The sequence below is a fragment of the Acidobacteriota bacterium genome (assembly GCA_016184105.1).
Classification (GTDB): domain Bacteria; phylum Acidobacteriota; class Vicinamibacteria; order Vicinamibacterales; family 2-12-FULL-66-21; genus JACPDI01.
This window is the reverse complement of record JACPDI010000012.1, coordinates 202,870-220,995: the sequence shown is the minus strand read 5'-3', so window position 1 is coordinate 220,995 and position 18,126 is coordinate 202,870. Positions and strand designations below refer to the sequence as shown.

14 protein-coding genes are annotated in these 18,126 nt (G+C 68.4%); 5 read left to right on the top strand and 9 right to left on the bottom strand.

Annotated features, from left to right (window positions below; genetic code table 11):
* Positions 1-30: 30 nt before the first annotated feature.
* Together HYU53_05120 and HYU53_05115 are read right to left on the bottom strand one after the other, a co-directional pair.
* A complete protein-coding gene (locus tag HYU53_05120) occupies positions 31-723 on the bottom strand; it encodes a hypothetical protein (protein MBI2220569.1) in 693 nt (230 codons plus the stop codon).
* A gap of 122 nt (positions 724-845) precedes the next feature.
* On the bottom strand, positions 846-1,739 hold the full coding sequence (locus HYU53_05115; GenBank protein MBI2220568.1) for a tetratricopeptide repeat protein: 894 nt from the start codon (positions 1,737-1,739) through the stop codon (positions 846-848).
* A 25-nt stretch (positions 1,740-1,764) separates the two neighbouring features.
* Between HYU53_05115 and HYU53_05110 the strand changes: the two genes are divergently transcribed.
* Positions 1,765-3,240 carry a hypothetical protein gene (locus HYU53_05110; GenBank protein ID MBI2220567.1) on the top strand — a complete coding sequence of 492 codons (1,476 nt, stop codon included), beginning with the start codon at positions 1,765-1,767 and terminating at the stop codon, positions 3,238-3,240.
* Here the strand turns inward: HYU53_05110 and HYU53_05105 are convergent.
* The gene (locus HYU53_05105; protein MBI2220566.1) at positions 3,199-5,061 is read right to left on the bottom strand and encodes a S9 family peptidase; all 1,863 of its coding nucleotides are present in this window, start codon (positions 5,059-5,061) and stop codon (positions 3,199-3,201) included. The two genes, HYU53_05110 and HYU53_05105, sit on opposite strands and share 42 nt — an antisense overlap.
* A 153-nt stretch (positions 5,062-5,214) precedes the next feature.
* Between HYU53_05105 and HYU53_05100 the strand changes: the two genes are divergently transcribed.
* Positions 5,215-6,141, top strand: coding sequence for a TIGR01777 family protein (locus tag HYU53_05100; GenBank protein MBI2220565.1), 927 nt, complete (start codon positions 5,215-5,217; stop codon positions 6,139-6,141).
* Here the strand turns inward: HYU53_05100 and HYU53_05095 are convergent.
* Genes HYU53_05095 through ada form a run of 4 tightly spaced genes read right to left on the bottom strand, consistent with a single transcriptional unit; the run spans position 6,071 to position 11,521 of the window.
* Positions 6,071-6,553: a hypothetical protein gene (locus HYU53_05095; protein ID MBI2220564.1), complete on the bottom strand. Its 483-nt coding sequence runs from the start codon at positions 6,551-6,553 to the stop codon at positions 6,071-6,073. The genes HYU53_05100 and HYU53_05095 overlap by 71 nt on opposite strands.
* Positions 6,554-6,572: 19 nt before the next feature.
* Complete coding sequence (locus HYU53_05090) at positions 6,573-9,176, bottom strand: PIG-L family deacetylase (protein MBI2220563.1); 2,604 nt, start codon at positions 9,174-9,176, stop codon at positions 6,573-6,575.
* A 47-nt stretch (positions 9,177-9,223) separates the two neighbouring features.
* Positions 9,224-10,459, bottom strand: coding sequence for an FAD-binding oxidoreductase (locus tag HYU53_05085; GenBank protein MBI2220562.1), 1,236 nt, complete (start codon positions 10,457-10,459; stop codon positions 9,224-9,226).
* Between the two features lie 21 nt (positions 10,460-10,480).
* Positions 10,481-11,521 (bottom strand): bifunctional DNA-binding transcriptional regulator/O6-methylguanine-DNA methyltransferase Ada, encoded by a 1,041-nt coding sequence (ada, locus tag HYU53_05080; protein ID MBI2220561.1) that lies wholly within the window; start codon positions 11,519-11,521, stop codon positions 10,481-10,483.
* 103 nt (positions 11,522-11,624) lie between these two features.
* Here ada and HYU53_05075 point away from each other — a divergent pair, with 103 nt between their 5' ends.
* Complete coding sequence (locus HYU53_05075; protein MBI2220560.1) at positions 11,625-12,758, top strand: hypothetical protein; 1,134 nt, start codon at positions 11,625-11,627, stop codon at positions 12,756-12,758.
* On the opposite strand, the gene HYU53_05070 is transcribed toward HYU53_05075, so the two are convergent.
* On the bottom strand, positions 12,733-13,785 hold the full coding sequence (locus tag HYU53_05070; GenBank protein ID MBI2220559.1) for a PD40 domain-containing protein: 1,053 nt from the start codon (positions 13,783-13,785) through the stop codon (positions 12,733-12,735). The genes HYU53_05075 and HYU53_05070 overlap by 26 nt on opposite strands.
* A gap of 37 nt (positions 13,786-13,822) precedes the next feature.
* Between HYU53_05070 and HYU53_05065 the strand changes: the two genes are divergently transcribed.
* Both HYU53_05065 and HYU53_05060 read left to right on the top strand, forming a co-directional pair.
* Positions 13,823-15,100 (top strand): hypothetical protein, encoded by a 1,278-nt coding sequence (locus HYU53_05065; protein MBI2220558.1) that lies wholly within the window; start codon positions 13,823-13,825, stop codon positions 15,098-15,100.
* A gap of 72 nt (positions 15,101-15,172) precedes the next feature.
* The gene (locus tag HYU53_05060; protein MBI2220557.1) at positions 15,173-16,159 is read left to right on the top strand and encodes an NAD(P)H-quinone oxidoreductase; all 987 of its coding nucleotides are present in this window, start codon (positions 15,173-15,175) and stop codon (positions 16,157-16,159) included.
* Between the two features lie 31 nt (positions 16,160-16,190).
* On the opposite strand, the gene HYU53_05055 is transcribed toward HYU53_05060, so the two are convergent.
* Positions 16,191-18,125, bottom strand: coding sequence for a type IIA DNA topoisomerase subunit B (locus tag HYU53_05055; protein MBI2220556.1), 1,935 nt, complete (start codon positions 18,123-18,125; stop codon positions 16,191-16,193).
* Position 18,126 lies beyond the last annotated feature (1 nt).

Sequence of the window (18,126 nt, the reverse complement as noted above, 5' to 3'; positions counted from 1 at the left end):
CGGGGTCGACGAGGGGAGCGGCAGGGGTGTTTACGGTCGGAAGGCGGCCTTGTTAATGACGCGCGCCTTCTCGCTCGCCATGCGGGCGTCGGTGAGGTCCTTCTCGCGCCGATCCAGTTCGCGTCGCGGTGCCTCCTGCGCATCCAGACGGATCGCCTCCTTGATGGCGGCATCGGCGCGCGCGTTCAGCGTCTTCGAGATCAGCACGAGCTGGTAGTGCGGCGGGTAGGTGCCCTTCGTGAGGGTCAGGAACGCCGTGGCGTCTTCCCAATGCGCGACGATCGTCGCGTCGGTGGCGGGCACGGACGCCGATAAGGGCCCGCGGGCGGTTCCCCTGGACGGCAGCAGCGGCGTCCCGTACGTCCTCGAGAGCGATTCGACCACGTCGCCGTGCGTCAGGCCCTCCGTGCGGTCACGATCGTACGTGACGACAATCTGGTGGAGCTTGTCGTCGTAGAAGCTGAATCGCACGTCGCGCACCGGATCCGCCAGCTCGCTTCCCGACGGCGCGTACGGTGCGCGCCACTCGACTTCCTGGATCCTGGCAGGCCGCTCGTGCAGCGTCTGTATCTCGTAATCACGTGCGCCGCTGGTCTTGACGACCGAGGCAACGCTGCTTTCGAGCGCATACTCGCGATAGCGGAGAGGCGCCTGCGCAACGAGGGACTGGCCCCCGAGTACGAAGCCGAGCGACGCAATAACGACGACACGCACACCAATCATCGAGACCTCCCGGGTCTTCTGCCGATGATCGTGGCAGGCCCGCCGGGAGATGTCTGTCCCGCTTTGCACACCCCGGAGCGATGGCGTCCGCGCCAAGATCCCGCGGATGCCCTGAACCCCTTCTAGCGCAAGTACCGTTTGGCCTCCGGCCACGAGTACGCCGCGTTGATGGTGTGGGCGGGCGTGGCGAGGACCTTCGCGAAGTACTCCCTCGCGCGGTCCTTCTGACCCAGCTTGTCGTACGCCTGCGCGATCAGCCCGAGGATGAACGGATCGCGCTCATCGCCCGCCTGCAGCTCTTTGACGGCGGCAGCGTAGTCGCCGGCGTAAAAGGCGACGTATCCCGCGAGGTAGGGCCACTGGATCTTCTGGTCCAGGTTCGTGCCCTTGTCGAGGATGCGACGTGCCTGTCGCATGTGCTCCCGGGCGGCGGCTGGATCTTGCCGGCGCGCCGCCAGCCGCGCCTGCGCGTGGTGCCGGCGAAACTCCCAGAGGTCGAGCTCTTCCGCCTTCAGCTGCGCGATCTGCCTGGCGGTCTCGCGCCCCGTGGAGTACCACTCCGCCGCCTTGTCCAGGTGGCCGGCCTCCAGGTACACCCGCGCGATCGCGTTCGCGGTTGCCGCCGCCGCGTCAAACCGGTCCGCGGCGGACTGGGCGTCGAAGACACGCTGGTAGTAGCCGGCGGCGTCATCCGGCCGCCCTTCAAACGCATAGGACACGGCGATGGCGGTGAGCGGCTGCTCGCGATCCGACTCCGGCGCAAGCGCCAGCGCCTCTTCGAAATGCTTTCGCGCGCGCGCGTACTCCCCGTTCAGGTCGAGAACGCGGCCGAGCGCGTAGTGCGCGTCGTAGGATTTCGGATCCTCGGCCACGGCGGCCTCGAAACGGGCCTGCGCTCCGGCGACGTCGCCGCCCCGCAGAAGCTTCTGGCCCTCGGCGAGCGGCGTCATGCCGGCCTGGGCCGCCAGCGCAACCGATCCCGCCAGCGCGCAACAGAATCCAATGGCCTCGCGCATACGCGTATGCTACACGAGGAAGGTTATGCGCCTCTCCGAGTTGACCAAAGGCTACGCGCTCAAGCCAGGCGCCGGCGACCCGGAAATCACGCTGGTCACCGAGGACAGCCGTCGCGTGCGGCCCGGCGCGTTGTTTGTCGCAATCGCCGGCACGACACGGGACGGCCACGCGTTCGTGCGCGAGGCACTGGACCGCGGCGCCGCAGCGGTCGTCGTGGAACGGCCCGAGGCGGCGCCGCCTGGCGCCGCCGCGCACGCCATCGCCCCGTCCACCCGGCGGGCGCTCGCCGTGCTGGCGTCGCGCTTCCACGGCAATCCGGCCACGGGTCTTTCGGTGATAGGTTTCACCGGCACCTTCGGCAAGACCACGACGAGCGACATCCTCCGCGCGCTGTTTGAGGCCGCTGGCAGGCGGCCGGCGGTCATCGGCTCGCTCGGCGCGCGGTTCGAGGACTTCTACGACCGCGGCGACGGCTTGACGACGCCCGCACCGCCACAACTGCAGGAGTGGCTCTCGGCGGTGAGGGAACGCGGCGCACGCACGGTCATCGTGGAGGTGACCAGCCACGCGCTCCGGCTCGAGCGCGTGCACGGGCTGAAGTTCGACGGTGGCCTCATCGCGGCAGTGATGCCCGGCGAGCATACCGATTTCCACCGCACGTACGACGACTACGTCGCGGCCAAGCGGTTGTTCCTCGACCATCTCAGACCGGAAGCCACGCTCGCGTTCGATGCGGACAACCGCGCCGCCCGGACGCTCGGCCTTGAAGCTCCGGTCGCGACACGGGCCGGAATGACGTTTTCAGGGCGGGGCGAGGCGTCGGTTTTTCTCGAGAGCGCGGTGTTCGACGACCGCGGCGTCTCGCTCACGGTGCGCAGCACGTTCTTCGATGGCCGCGCCGACGTGCGGAGCGCGCTCCTGGGGCGGCGCAACGCGAGAAACGCCGGCCTGGCGCTCGCCTATGCGGTCGCCGCAGGCATCCCGATGGAGACGGCCAGGGAGGTGCTCGAACGCCTGCAGCCGCTGCGCCGTCGCATGGAGCGCTTCGACGTGTCCGGGCGGACGGTCCTTGATGACACCGCCGGTCATCCGGACAGCCTTCACGCGGTTTTTGAAGTGGTGGGCATGCTCAGGCGCGAGCGCCTCATCGTCGTGTGGGCGATCCGGGGCGGCCGTGGGCCGCACATCAACACCGCCATCGCGTCCGCGCTCGCCGACCTGGCGTCGGAGCACGGCGCGGAGGAACTGATCGTGACCGCCGCGGCCGACGAGGTCGAGCCGAAGGATCGAGTGCGGGCCGGCGAGGTGGACGCGGCGCGTGCCGCGCTTGACGCGCGCGGGCGCCGTTATGTATTCGAGGAAACGCTCGAGCGCGCGATGGCGCGTACCGCGGCGTGCTCGCGCGCCGGCGATCTCGTCGTGCTCGCCGGCGCGCAGGGCATGAACGAGGGGCGGCGCCTACTTCACCAGGTACTCCTGGACGAACAGCGCCCACGCTGAAAACAGGTAATCCGACGTGTCGCGACGGCTGGCGAGCGCGTGCCCCTCGTCTTTCACGACGAGGAACCACACCGGCCTGCCGTTCTTTTCCACCGCCGCCGCCATCTGCTCGGCCTGGGCGAGCGGCACGCGCGTGTCGTTCTGGCCGTGCGCGATGAACAACGGCTGCCGCAGCTTCGACGCGTGCGCCATCGGCGCGATCCTTTCAAGGAACGCGCGGGTTTCCGGGTCTCGCTCGTCGCCGTACTCTCCCCGGCGCACGTCCTTGCCGGCTTCCGCCGTGTTGTCCAGATCGGTGGCGAGGTTGGAGATGCCCGCTCCGGCAAACGCGCAGCGAATCCTGTCTGGATACGTGCTGGCGACCGCGTACGTCATGTAGCCGCCGTAGCTAATCCCCGTGACCATCACGCGCGCGGGATCCAGGTCTGGCTGCGCCGCGATCCAGTCGAGCAGCGCGCCGATGTCCTTCACGGGCCCTTCGCGTTTCAGGCCGTTGTCCGCGTCCACGAACTCGCGCCCGAACCCGGATGAGCCGCGCACGTTCGGATAGATCAGGGCCACCCCCAGCTCGTTCGGGAAGTAGTTGCTGAACCCGAGAAACCGTGGCCGCTCCTGTCCGACGGGCCCGCCGTGGATGTTGATCATCACCGGACGTCTGCCGGTGAACCGCGAGGGGGGGCGGTAGAGGAAGCCGGTGATCGTCAACCCGTCGAAACTCTTCCACCGAATCAACTCGGCCTCGACGAGCTGCTCGCCGTTCAGGCCGTTCAGCTCGCCCGCCGTCCAGCGCGACACGCGCCCGGTCGCCACGTCCACGGAAAACACGTCCCGCGGGTGCCGCGACGACACCACGTCGAATGCGAGTTCCGTGCTGTTCGGCCGAAACATCGTCGTAACGACGGATCCGGCGGGCAACCCCCGCAGCGCGCGCAAGCGTCCTGCGGCAACGTCGTAGACCCGCAGCCTGCCGACTCCCTCCTCGTTCACCGCAAACGCGACGAGGCGCCCGTCGGATGAGACGCTCATCGACTCCACGTTCCCACGCGGTCGTGCGATGAGCGGCCTCATCCTGCCGCTCGCGGCGTCCGCGCGCACGACTCGCACGAACCCGCTGTCCGCATCCGTGGCCGCGAAGATCGTGGACGGCGTCGCGCCGAACCGCGCGGCGACAACCTGCGAGGGCTCCGCCGAGAGCTTCAGCTCGCGCATGTTGCCCGTCTTCACGTCAACAATCCAGAGCCGGTGCCGGGCGAATCCCGAGACGTTCTGCCGCGCGAGCAGCGACGCTCCGTCCGGCGACCAGTCGAGCACGCGCCAGGCGCCGGTGACCTGCGCGAGAACGCGGCGGCTCGCCGGATCCGACGGGTTCATCACGCTCAGGTCGTGGTCGCCGGCGCTCCGGCTGTTGGACGTAAACGCCAGCGCCCGGCCGTCGCGCGACCAGACGGGCGACTCGCTGCGCGACCGCCCGTCGGTCAGCAGCGTCGTCTTTGCGGACGCGAGGTCGTACAGGAAGAGCTGGTGCTGCTCGGCGCCCCGGCCGGTATCGCGAACGTAGACGAAGGCGCCGCCGTCAGGCCGGGCGGCCGCGAGCACGCTTTCCTGGCCGGGAAAGTTGATCCCGTCGGACACGAAGGTGAGCTGCGACCGCGCACCACCCGGCATGGCCACTCGATGTATCTGGTACGCGGCGCCGAGGCGCGTGCAGATCAGGATCTGCCGCGAGGATCCCAGCCAGGACAGCGATGCGGCCTGGCGATTCTCGCTGTACGTGGAAATGGCCGTGAAGATCGACTCCGGGATCGGAGGAATCCCCTTGATGACGAGGTTGTTGCCCGGTTTGAGCACCGGCTGCTGGGCGGCGACGGTGGTCGCCGCCAGCAGCAGCGCTGCAAGGGTCGTGCGCGGCTGGCGCATACCAATCTCGCTTCGGAATGATGACGTATGTGACGAAGGTCTGATTATACTGCGCGCATGCGGACCGTCATTGCGGGGGCCACCGGTTTTCTCGGGCGCGCGTTGGTCGGGACCCTGCGCGATGACGGACACGATGTCGTCGTGCTGACGCGCGACGCGCGTGCTGGTGCGGATCCCGACACGGTGCAATGGACGCCGGACGGCGAGGTCGGGGAGTGGGCGCGTGCGCTGGATGGCGCGGACGCGGTCGTGAATCTCGCCGGAGCGCCGATTGCCGCGCGCCGTTGGACGCGCGCCCAGAAACAACGGATCCTGGACAGCCGGGCGCTGGCCACCAGAAGCCTCGCGCGCGCGATCGGGCGCGCGAGACACCCGCCGCGCGTCTTCGTCAGCGGTTCGGGGGTGGGCTATTACGGATCTCGTGGCGATGAGATCGTGACGGAAGATACCGCGCCCGGAAACGACTTCCTCGCAGAGGTCTGCCAGGCCTGGGAGGCTGAGGCGATGGCTGCCGGGGGCGGTGGCACGCGCGTGGCCCTGGTGCGTACAGGCCTGGTGCTCGCCCGCGACGGCGGCGCGCTGGAGCAGATGAAGCGGCCGTTCGCCTTCTTCGCCGGCGGCGTGCTCGGGAGCGGCCGCCAGTACCTGCCCTGGATTCACCGCGACGATTGGGTGGGGATCGTCCGCATGCTGCTGCTGTCGGGCGATGCCGGCGGCCCGTTCAACGGCACGGGACCGTCGCCGGTCACCAACGAAAACTTCACGCGCGCGCTCGCGCGCGCGATGCGCCGGCCGGCGCTGATGCGGGTGCCGGGATTCGTCCTGAAGGCAGCGCTCGGCGAAATGGCCGAATCGCTGTTGCTCACTGGCCAGCGCGCGGTGCCCGCGCGTGCGCTGGCGATGGGGTACCGGTTCACCTACGCGACGATCGACGAGGCGCTGGCCGCAATCTTCGCGTCAACCACACGATCCATTTCGCACTGAACCGGCGCGCCCACTGCGGCGTGGAGTACGGCGGACGCAGGCGCTCCCCCGCACCGTAGATGGAATCGAGCACGCGATCCCGCAGCGCGCGCGGCAGCGCCACCGCCGGCGCGGGCAGCCGATCCCCGGGCACCGCGGCGTCCGCCGCGCGGGCGGCCAGCCGCTCGCGGGCGATCTCGAGCAGCCAGTCCATCGCATCGCGGCGCGCCGCCGCCCAGCTCTTGACCTCGAACCACGCCGCGGTGAACGTCTCCTGCACCACGTCCTCCGCGGCGATCCGGTCGCCGAGCGACGCGTACGCGTGCGAGAAAATCAGCGGCGCGTGGCGGTCATACAGCTCCAGCAGCGCCGCGGGCTGCCCGGCCATCACGCGCTGGAGCGCGCCGGCGTCGAGGTCGTCCGCAAACGTCATTTCTCTTACACCATACCAGCTACCGGCTCTGACCTGCCCTCTGGCCCCTGCCCAGGCTCACCAGATTCGCCATCAGCGCGTAGGCGCCCGGCGTGCCGGCCGGCAGTTGGCGCCAGATCCCGAGCCCGACGTAAATCCAACGTCCGCGGCCGACGCGCGCTTCGACCAGCGCGCCGCGCCTGGCACCCTTGTTGTACTCGAAGGGATCCTCCAGCTCGACGAGATCCGTGTACTGCGGGTCGCGCTCGCCCAGGAAATACAGCCCGCGCTCCTGCACCCAGCCCGCCCACGCGGCGGCATCGATCCGATTTGGCACGTTGAAGACGGGATGCGCCGGCGCCAGCACGGTCACCGGCGCGTGCTCATCGGTCACCCGGCCGCTGCCGACCTTGGCCGGAAGCGGTCCGTACTGCGCCTGGTTGAACTCGAACTTGTTGTACTGGACGATGACCGTCCCGCCCTGGCGCGCGTAGTCGATCAACCGTTCATTGTGGGCGCGCAGGTCGGCGCGCCGCTCGTACGCACGCACGCCGGTCACGATCGCGTCATACGACGACAGGTCTCCTGAAGCCAGATCCTCGGCGCTCAGCATGACAACCTTCGCGCCGAGCTGCTCGATCGCCGGAGGCACCTGGTCGCCGACGCCCATGACGTAGCCCACCGTCAGCCGTGGCGCGACCTTCACATCGAGCACCTTCAACGACGATGAGGCCTCGCGGACCAGGTGCCGGCGCTGAATGTGCGGATATTCGATGACCTGGTACCCGCGATCAAACGAACTGGCCTCGATCGTCGCGACCGCGCGGACGGCGTACTCTCCCGGCCTGATGCCAGGAGGCGGCACGACCGTGAAGGTGACCGCCTGCGCCTCGTCTTCACGTGCAAAGGCCAGCGGCGAGGACGCGGGCCTCGCCACCCAGCCGGACGGCACGACGAGCCTGACGTCTCCCCGCGCCGCCGTCTTGCCGCCATTCATCACGGTGACGGTCAGCTGCCGGCTCTTCCCGTGCAGCGGCAGAATAGCCACTTCGGGCGTCAGCGTCACGGCCAGCCGCGGCACCACACGAAGCTCGGTGCGTTTTTCGCCGCTGAAGATGTTGCCCTCGTAGCGAAACTCGATCGGGCGGTCCACCCTGACCTCTGCCCCGGAGAGATCGAGCGTCAGCCGCGCGCGAAACGGCGAAGGAGCGAACGGCGCCCCGAACGGCACATCGGGCTGGTACTCCCATCGGGCGGCGCCCGCCATCCTCTTCCAGTGCACGCCGGTCAACGCGGCCTCCGCTGGAACGGTTGCCTGGCCGGAGCAGGTGGTCACCCCGAGCACGGCCGGGGCGCCGCACGCGAGCGGCCGGGCGGCGTCGAATCCGGAAATCTCGGCCGTCCTGATCGCCGCCGGCAGTCCACTTCGGTTGCCGACAATGACGTCCACCTTGATCGCCTGTCCACCGACGACAAGCCCGTCGTCTGCGAGCGTCTCGATGCGGAGGGCGTGGGCGTGCACCAGCGCGTCTTCAAACTGACGTTCCTTCTGCGCCAGCCGGAAGTCCGCCTCGTACGGCGGACGCGTCTCGCGCAGGTCCCGGACTTCCCCCAGTCCAGCGACGAGCAGCTTCACGACGTCCCCGTCGCGCCCCTGCTCGAACGCCTGCCACGCGGCACGCGCGTCCTGCGCGATCGCGGCGACCGCCTGTCTGGCCGCCGGCGCGTACTGTGCGATCGCCTCGACGCTCAGATCGACACCGTCGAAGACGGATTTCTCATCCTTGCCCAGCAGCGCCGGATCGTCCGCGTCAGCCAGCTCGTACCGCGGCGTGTTCACCTGGCCGGGAAGGACGAGCAGCTGGCCGAAGCCCTGGCACTTGTGCATGCTGCGCGCCTCGCTGCCCAGCTCCGCGTACGTGCGACCGAGCAGCGGATCGTAGATGTCGGTCTGCAGCGTCAACAGCCTCTTGCCTTGCGGCACCGGCTCCCCGCGAAATCCGAAGGAGGCCATGAAGTAGAACTTCTTCGGCTGCCACGGCCGCACGCCCTGCTGCAGTTGCTCGGGAAAACGCGCGGGATCTGCCGCGGCGCGGAATGCCTCGCGCGCGATGCGCGCCGAGGCCTGGTGATGCTGTCCGCCGCCCGTTCCCGCCGGCGGCAACGCGACCACCACGTCAGGCCGGGTCGTGCGAATCAGGCGCACGACATCTCCGAGGATCTCGTCCTTGCTCCACTTCTCGAAGGTTTCCTCGATGCTGAAGGAGTAGCCGAAGTCGACGGCGCGCGTGAAGTACTGCTCTGCGCCGTCCGCCCGATGCGCGGCGAGCAGTTCCTCGCTGCGCAGCGCGGCCAGCGCCTCGAATAACTCCGGGCCAATCTCGTTCTGCCCACCCTCGCCGCGCGTCGCGGTCGCCAGCACGGCCCGCACGCCCAGCCCCTTGCCGGCCATCGCGAGCAGCGCATTGTTCTCATCGTCCGGGTGCGCGGTCACCATCATCAGGGTGGCCGCCGTGTTGAGACGGCGCAGCGCGAGCCCAAGCGCCGTGCGGCCGGATTCATTCGCCGCCTGCGGTTTCCCGCCGGCGATCACGAGGGTTGATGCGAGAAGTGCGGCAGGAATGCAGGGGCGGTATCGACGCATGCATCAGTTGTAGCACAGGGCCGCGCGCCTGCCGCGCCGTGCGGCCGCTAAAGTATCCGCGCGAAACCGAACGCGGCGTCCGGCTTTTCCGCGCTTCCCAGGTACTGGCGCAGCAACAGGCGCGCGGCGAGCCAGCAGTGACCCAGCCGGTGCGGATCGATCCCGAGCGCGAAGAGGTGCCTCGGGTAGTTCCGGTGCGTGCCGAGATACGGCAGCCCGTCGACCGTACGCGCCACCTCGACGTCCCACGCGTGCGTGGGCTGCACGCCCGACACGTTCGGATACAGGAGCGACAGCTCGTACATCAATTGCCAGGCCCGGGATTCGACGGCCTTCGCGCGGGAGCGGGACGGCAGGATGGGCGAGGCCGCGCCGGCAAACAGGATGCGATCGTCCCTCAGCCAGCGCAGCGTGTGCCTGGGCGATTCGACATCTTCCACCGATGCCGATCGTCGTCCCACGCCGCGCCGCACGGGAGCGCTCAGCGGATCGGTGGCGACGCAGTACGCAAGCTCACGCGTGAAATGCCGCCGCAGGCCCCGCAGGTCAGGCGGTGGGTACCCGGTCGCGATGACGACGGCGTCGGCAGAGACGGCGCCGGCCGCCGTCCGAACGTCCACCGTCCGCCGGCCCGCGCGGATGCGCAGCGCGGCGGTCTTCTCGAAGATCTGCGCGCCGCGTTTCACCGCGGCTGCTGCGAGTCCGAGCGCCGCGCGATAAGGGTCCATCTGCGCGCCGCCGCGCGTGCGGACTCCCGCGATGCCGAGGTCGATCGCCGCCTCGCGTGAGAGCGCGGATGAGGCGAGCCAGGACACTTCGAGTCCGGCCGCGCGCTGCGCGTCGTACTCGCGCCTCAACGGCTTCTCGAAGTCGTGCGTCCTGCGCGCGATGGTGAGGGCGTCGGCCGGTGCCGGATCGCAGCGAACGCCCAGCCGGCGCAGCGCGGCGGTGAAGTCCAGCGCCGATCGTCGTGTGGCCCGCCACAGGAAACGCGCATCGCGCAGGCCGTATCGGGCCGCAGCCTCCCGGAAAGAGCCGGAGGGGTCGGGGCGCAGCAATCCCGAGCTGCCCGCCGTGGACCCGCTCGCGATTCGGTCCGCCTCGAGGAGGATGGTCTCGATGCCCGCCGCCGCGAACGCATACGCAATCGCGCACCCGCTCAATCCGCCGCCCACGATGACAAGGCGGCTGTGGAGAGACCCGCGCAGCCGCGGATAGGCCGGGCGGCGCGAGGTGGGGAATTCGTCGGTCCAGATTGGCTGGAATCTGACGCGTGGGGGCATGTCGAGCGTCGCTATTGTATGTCAGCGACGCTCCCGTTCGAGCAGCGCCCGCTTGCGGCGGGTACCCCAGTGATAACCGCAAAGACCGCCATCCGCCGACACGACGCGATGGCACGGCACGACGACGCACACGGGATTGGTGGCGCATGCACGGGCGACCGCCCGGAACGCGGTCGGCCGGCCAATCCGGCGCGCGACCTCTCCGTAGGATCGGGTCTCCCCGCGCGGGATTTTCTGAAGCTCCTTCCAGACGCGCAGCTGGAAGGCGGTTCCGCGAACGTCGAGCGGGATGTTCCGCCGCGTGGGTTTTCCCTCCGCGAGCGCGAGCACGGTCGAAACCCACTGCCGCATCGACTTGTCGCCGCAATCGATCGTCGCGCTCGGGAACTCGTCTCGGAGCAGCGCGATCAGCTCGTCGTCCGATGAGCCCAGCTTCACCGCGCACACCCCGCGTTCGGTCGCCGCGACGAGCACGCGCCCGATGGGCGAGGACGCCGTGGTGTATCGGACGACGGCTCCAGAGCCGCCGCGGGCGTACTGGCCGGGGGTCATGCCGAGCCGCCGGGCTGATTGTTCGTACACACGGCTCGAGGATCCGAATCCAGCATCGTAGATCGCTTCGGTCACCGACGTCCTCTCCTTGAGCGCACGGCGCAGCGCGTCGAGCCGCCGCGCCTCGGACAATTCCCGCGGTGAAATTCCCAGGACCTTCCGAAACGTGCGCTGCACGTGCCAGGGGCTGGATCCCACCGCCTCGGCCAGCGCGCTGAGCGGCACGCGGCCATCCTCTCGAGCGCCGGCCAGGCGCGTCCACGCGCGCACCGCCTTTTCCACGAGCGGCACGCCCGCCGCGCTCTCCGGGGCGCACCGCCGGCACGGGCGAAACCCGGCGCGTTCCGCCTCCTCTCCGGTGCGGAAGAACGTCGTCCGATCCGCTCTGGGCTTGCGGCTCGGGCACGACGGCCGGCAGTACACGCCCGTCGAGCGGACGGCATAGACAAACGACCCGTCAGCGCGGGGGTCCCGGGCAAGCACGGCCTGGTATTGGCGTTCGGCGGTCATCTTCCTCGGTCCTCCGGCGCATTCTCGCCCGTCCGCACCACGGCCGCCATCCGCTTCTTGCGGCCGAATTGTCGCGGCACACAAGTTGCGAACTGGAGCGGGCATGAGCCAGACAAGCCCACTTTCGGAACAGCTCGATCGCCTTGCTGAGTTCGAGCCCGCTACAGGACCGTTCATTAGTTTGTATCTCAATACGCAGCCGAACGATCGCGGGCGCGACAACTTCTCGGTGTTCCTGAAGCGGGAGCTGCACGGGCGCGCGGCGACCTACGCACTGGATACGCCCGCCCGCGACAGCCTCGAGCGGGACATCCAGCGGATCGAGGCGTACCTCGCCACCGAACTGAAGCCGTCAGCCAATGGCGTGGCCATCTTCGCCTGCGCGGCGGCGGATGATTTCTTCGAGGCACTGCAGCTCGAGGCCCCCATCGACGAGCACCGCCTCTATATTTCGGACCGCCCCCATCTGTATCCGCTCGCGCGCCTGGACTCGAGGTACCCGCGCTGCGCGGCCGTGCTCTGCGATACCAACCGCGCGCGGATCTTCGTCCTCGCCCTGGCGCGTATCGAGCGGGAGCACCAGGTGGAGGGGACCAAGACGCACCGGCATTCGATGGGCGGATGGTCGCAGGCCCGCTACCAGCGCCACATCGAGAACTACCATCAGCAGCACATCAAGGACGTGGTCGACACCCTCGAGCGCATCGTCCGCGGCGACGAGATCCCGCACGTCGTGCTGTTCGGCGATGCCGTCGCCATTCCCATGTTACGCGCGGAGATGTCAAAGGAACTGCAGGACCGTGTGATCGACGCGGCGAGCCTGCCGACCGGGTCCAACGAGCCCGTGGTGCTCGAGCGGACACTCCGGGCGTTGCAGAAGCACCAGGCACAGAGCGAGCGCGAAAAAGCTGAAGAGGTCATCGGCGCGTGGCGCGCCGGCGGCCTCGGTGTGGCCGGCATCGAGGAAGTGCAGAAGGCGCTGGAGGTGGGCCAGGTTGACGAGCTGCTCATTGCCGGCGCCGGCATCGGCAACGGCCGCGAGCCGCTCAAAGCGGGCGTGGCGGACGAGCTCGTCGCCAAGGCCCGCCAGACCGCGGCGACCGTCACCATCCTCGAAGACGCGTCACTGCTCGCGCCGGTAGGAGGCGTGGCCGCGCTGCTCCGCTACAGGGTCCCGGGGCTCAACGGCCGATCGGAGGCGCGCCGCTCGATCAGTCCTGAACCCACTCCGCAATGAACACATTCGTCTCCCCTTCGACCTTCGCGTCGCGGTTCGACGCGAAGAGGAGCGTTCGGCCGTCGGGGGAGAACATCGGGAAGCCGTCAAACGTGTCGCTGAACGTGATCTGCTCGAGGCCCGTCCCGTCGATGTTGATCGTGAAGATGTCGAAGTTGCGGCCGCGCGGGTTGTGGTGGTTCGACACGAAGACCAGTCGCTTGCCGTCCGGGGTCCACGAGGGCGCGAAGTTCGCGCCGCCGAGCTTGGTCACCTGCCGCAGGTTGCGGCCCGTGCGATCCATGACGAAGACTTCCAGCTGCGTCGGCCGCCACAGGCCGTCTTTCAGCAGCGCGAGGTAGTCGTCCAGTTCGCGCCCGGCCGCCAGCTCGCGGCCGCGGAACGCGATGTGCTGCCCGTCGAAGGAAAAGAAAGGCCCTCCATCCGGACCGGGACGGTTCGTCAGCCGCTTCACGTCCGAGCCATCGGCGCGCATCGTGTAGATTTCCATGTCGCCATCGCGTGTGCTGGTGAACGTGATGAGTCCGTCCGGCGCGATCGTCGCCTCGGCGTCGTAGCCGGGGCTCCTGGTGAGCGGCGCCAGCTCCGTCCCGTCCCCTTTGACGCGATAGATGTCGTAGCTCGAATGAATCGGCCAGACGTATCCCCGCTCGTATCCGGGCTTCGGCGGGCACGCGGCGCCCGCCTCGTGGGTGGAGGCGTACACGATCGCGTCGCCGCCAGGCACGTAGTAGGCGCACGTCGTCCGCCCCTTGCCCGTGGACACGAGCCGGCGATCCGTACCGTCGATCGCCATCGAGTAAATCTGATCGCATCCGCCGCTGGCGGAGGTGGACTGGTACACGAGCCGTTTTCCGTCGGCGGAAAAATAGGCCTCGGCGTTCTCGCCACCGGACGTGAGGCGCTTCACGTTGCGCAAGTGCCTTTCCTTCGCCTTCCAGTCAGGCTGGCCGGATGTCTGCTGCCGGCCGGCAACGAGGGCCACGCCCGCGGCGCACGCAATGATGATGATGGCGATCCCGCGTATGAAACGCTCCTGCATGACGGAATGATACTTTAAGAGCATGGTGCTACCCCTCGCCGCCCTGCTTCTCGCCAGCGCGCTTCCCCCTTCCTCAGATATGAACCAGATCGCGGAACGCTACGTGAAACTCGTGCTCGCACTCGGCGAACACGATCGTGATTACGTCGACGCGTACTACGGCCCTCGCGAATGGCGCGACGAGGTGAGGACGCAGAAACCGGATTTGAGAACCATCGATGCGATGGCCGCGGAGCTGCTGCGCGTGCTCGGCGAGACGGCCCCATCGGCGTCAGCCGACGAGATGCTGCGCCTCCGGCACGGGTATCTGACACGGCAGCTCGAGTCGCTGCGCGCCCGCGTGTCCATGCTCGGCGGGCGGCGCTTGTCGTTCGACGAGGAATCTCGCGCGCTGTACGACGCGGTCGCGCCTGTGCACCCCGAAGAGCACTTCGCACGGCTGCTCGCCTCGCTGGACAGGCGTTTCCCGGGCCGGGGCCCATTGATCGATCGATACGAAGCGTGGCGCCGCCAGTTCATTGTTCCGCCGGCCAGGCTCGACGCGGTGTTCACCGCGGCCATCAAGGAATGCCGCAGCCGGACCTTGAAGCACATCGCACTGCCGCCGGCCGAGTCGTTTACCGTCGAGTACGTGACGAACAAGTCGTGGAGTGCATACAACTGGTACCAGGGCGGATTGAAGAGCCTGATCCAGGTCAACACCGACCTGCCGATCCACATCGACCGCGCCGTCGATCTCGCCTGCCACGAGGGCTATCCCGGGCACCACGTGTACAACGCGCTCCTCGAGCAGGCCCTCGTCAACGGGCGCGGCTGGCGCGAGTTCACGGTATACGCCCTGTTCTCGCCGCAGTCGCTCATCGCGGAAGGCGCCGCGAATTTCGGGATCGAGGTGGCATTCCCGGGCCGCGAGCGCGCCGGCTTCGAGCGGCGCGTGCTGTTCCCGCTCGCCGGGCTCGACCCCGCGCGGGCGGATGATTACTACGAAGTGTACGAGCTGATCGATCAGCTGGCCTATGCCGGCAACGAGGCCGCGCGCCGGTACCTGAACGGCGGGATCGACGCGAAGGGGGCTGCCGACTGGCTCGAACGGTACGCGCTCACGCCGCGCGCGCGCGCCGAGCAGCGCGTGCGCTTCATCGACCAGTACCGCAGCTACGTCATCAACTACAATCTGGGCAAGGACATGGTCCGCGAGTACATCGAACGGCGCGGCGGTGTCGGATCCGCGCCCGCAAGGCGCTGGGAGGAGTTCGAAAGGCTGCTCTCCTCTCCGCGCCTGCCGTCGGCGCTCAAGTAAGGGGGACAGTCACACTTCCTGAACCATGAACGAGTGACGGTCAGGAAGTGTGACTGTCCCCCTTTTCGCCTTATGAACGCAGTCGAGATTTCTCGGCCCGGTGGCCCGGAGGTGCTGCGCCCGGTCGAACGACCCGATCCACGGCCCGCTCCAGGTGAGATCCTCGTGCGCGTCGCGGCGGCCGGCGTGAACCGGCCCGACGTGATGCAGCGCCAGGGCAAGTACCCTCCGCCGCCCGGCGCCAGCGACATTCCCGGGCTCGAGATCGCCGGCACGGTCGTGGATGCGCACGGGTCGAACCGGTGGCACAACGGAGACCAGGTCTGCGCGCTCGTCGCCGGTGGCGGCTACGCGGAGATCTGCGCGGTGCCCGAACCCCAGGCGCTGCCAATTCCTCCCGGCCTGAGCCTCGTCGAAGCGGCAGGCGTTCCGGAGACGTTCTTCACGGTGTGGGCGAACGTGTTCGAGCGGGGCCGGCTGTCCGAGGGCGAAACGCTGCTCGTTCACGGCGGCACGAGCGGCATCGGCACGACGGCGATCCAGCTTGCGCGCGCGCGGGGCGCCCGCGTCATTGCCACCGCCGGCTCCGATGACAAGGTGCGCGCGTGCGTGGAAATCGGCGCCGCGGCCGCCATCAATTACCGCACGGACGATTTCGTGGCCAGGACGCGGGAGCTGACCGATGGCCGCGGCGCCGACCTCATCCTCGACATCGTCGCGGGTGACTACATCCCGCGGAACCTCGACGCGCTCGCCCTCGACGGGCGCCTCGTCGTCATCGGCATGCAGGGCGGGGCGAAGGCGCTCGTCAACTTCGTCGGCGTGCTCCAGAAGCGCCTGACGATCACCGGCTCGACGCTGCGCGCCCGCAGCATCGCGGAAAAAGGACGCCTCGCGCGCGAGGTCGAGCGCCACCTCTGGCCGCTCCTCGCCAGCGGCGCCGTCAAGCCGCTCATCCACGCCACGTTCCCGCTCGAGCGCGCCGCGGATGCGCATCGGATGCTCGAAGCGGGAGCGCACGTGGGAAAGATCGTTTTGGTTCTGGACGAAAGGTTCTAATTTAGACAGGAGGTTCCAAACGGAAGGTTCTTCAGACGTCGAGCTCCTCCGCCTCGTCCGCGCGCTCCATGATGAACTTGAACCGCGCGGAGGCGTCCTTGCCCATCAGCTCGTTGATCACACGGTCGGTCTGGATCTGGTCCTCGATGTCCACGCGCAGCAGCCGCCGCGTCTTCGGGTTGAGCGTCGTCTCCCACAGGACTTTCGGCATCATCTCGCCGAGCCCCTTGAAGCGCGTGATTTCCGGGGCGCCGCGGCCGTTGCCGTGCAGCTTCAGGATCCGATCGCGATGCGCATCGTCCAGCGCCCAGTAGGTGTCCTTGCCGACGTCGATGCGATAGAGCGGCGGCTGTGCGAGAAACACCTTGCCGGCGCCCATCAGCTGCGGCATGTGACGGTAGATGAACGTGAGCAGCAGCGTGGCGATGTGGTGCCCGTCCGAGTCCGCGTCAGCCAGCAGGATGACCTTCCCGTACCGAAGGCGTGACAGGTCGAAGTTCTTCCCGAGCCCGCACCCGAGCGCGGTGACCAGGTCCGCCAGCTCCTTGTTCTCGAGCACCTTGGCGATCGACGCGCTCTCGGTGTTCAGCACCTTGCCGCGCAGCGGCAGGATCGCCTGGCGCGCGCGATCGCGTCCCTGCTTCGCGGACCCGCCTGCCGAGTCCCCTTCGACGATGAAGATCTCGCTGTCGTCGCGGCCGGGCGACGTGCAGTCGCTGAGCTTGCCGGGAAGCGTGAGGCGGTTCGATGTGGCGCTCTTGCGCGTCACTTCCTGCTGCGCGGCGCGGCTGGCCTCGCGCGCCCGGGCCGCCAGGATGATGCGCGCGACGATCGACTCGGCAATCGAGATGTTCTGGTTCAGCCACGCCTCGAGCGCCGGGCGCACGGCGGAATCCGCCGCGGAGGTGATCTCGGGGTTGTTCAGGCGATCTTTCGTCTGTCCCTGAAACTGCGGGTCCGCGATGAACACGCTGACGACCGCCACCAGGCCTTCCCGGATGTCTTCCGCCGTCAGCGCCACCCCCTTGGGCGTCAGATTGTGCGTCTCGATGAAGTTGCGCACCGCTTTGCCAAGGCCCGCGCGGAACCCGTTCTCGTGCGTTCCGCCCGATCCGGTCGGGATGCCGTTGACGTAGCTGCGCACGTGCTCGTCGGTGGACTGGGTCCACTGCAGCGCCAGCTCCATCTTCATGCCGCCGTCCTCGCCGTCACGCGAAAGCGTGAACGGCGTTTCGTGCACCGTGACGGCGCCGCGCTCGGCGACGATTTTCTTGAGGAATGCGACGAGCCCTTCGTCGTGCTGAAACGTCTCCTTCTGCCCCTGGAGTTCGTCCTCGAAGACGATCCGGACGCCTTTGTGCAGGTAGCTCGACACTTCGAGCCGCTCGCGAATGACGGCCGCGTCGAACTCCACCTTCGGGAAGATCGTGGGGTCCGGCCTGAAAAACACGGTGGTGCCGCTGCCGCGGGCCGGCCCGAGCTTCTTCACCGGGCCCGCAGGTTTCCCGAGTTTGTAGCGCTGCTCCCACGATGCGCCGTCCCGCTTGACGGTGGCCACCAGTTCCTTCGACAGCGCGTTGACCACGCTGGCGCCGACGCCGTGAAGGCCGCCGGCTGTCTTGTAGTTGCCGTGCTCGAACTTGCCCCCGGCGTGAAGGGTCGTGAAGATCACCTCGAGCGCGCTCTTCTTCGTCGCCGGGTGCTTGTCGACCGGGATGCCGCGGCCATCGTCGGTCACGGTCAGCGATGAACCGTCTTCGTGGAGCGTGACCGTGATGTTCGAGGCGTAGCCGTTCATCGCCTCGTCGATCGCGTTGTCGAGGATCTCCCAGACGAGATGATGGAGGCCTGTTGCCCCAACACCCCCGATGTACATGCCCGGGCGTTTGCGTACTGGCTCGAGCCCTTCGAGGACGGTGATGTCTTTTGCGGTGTAGGTGGCCACTGACCAGGGTTCAGGGTTCAGT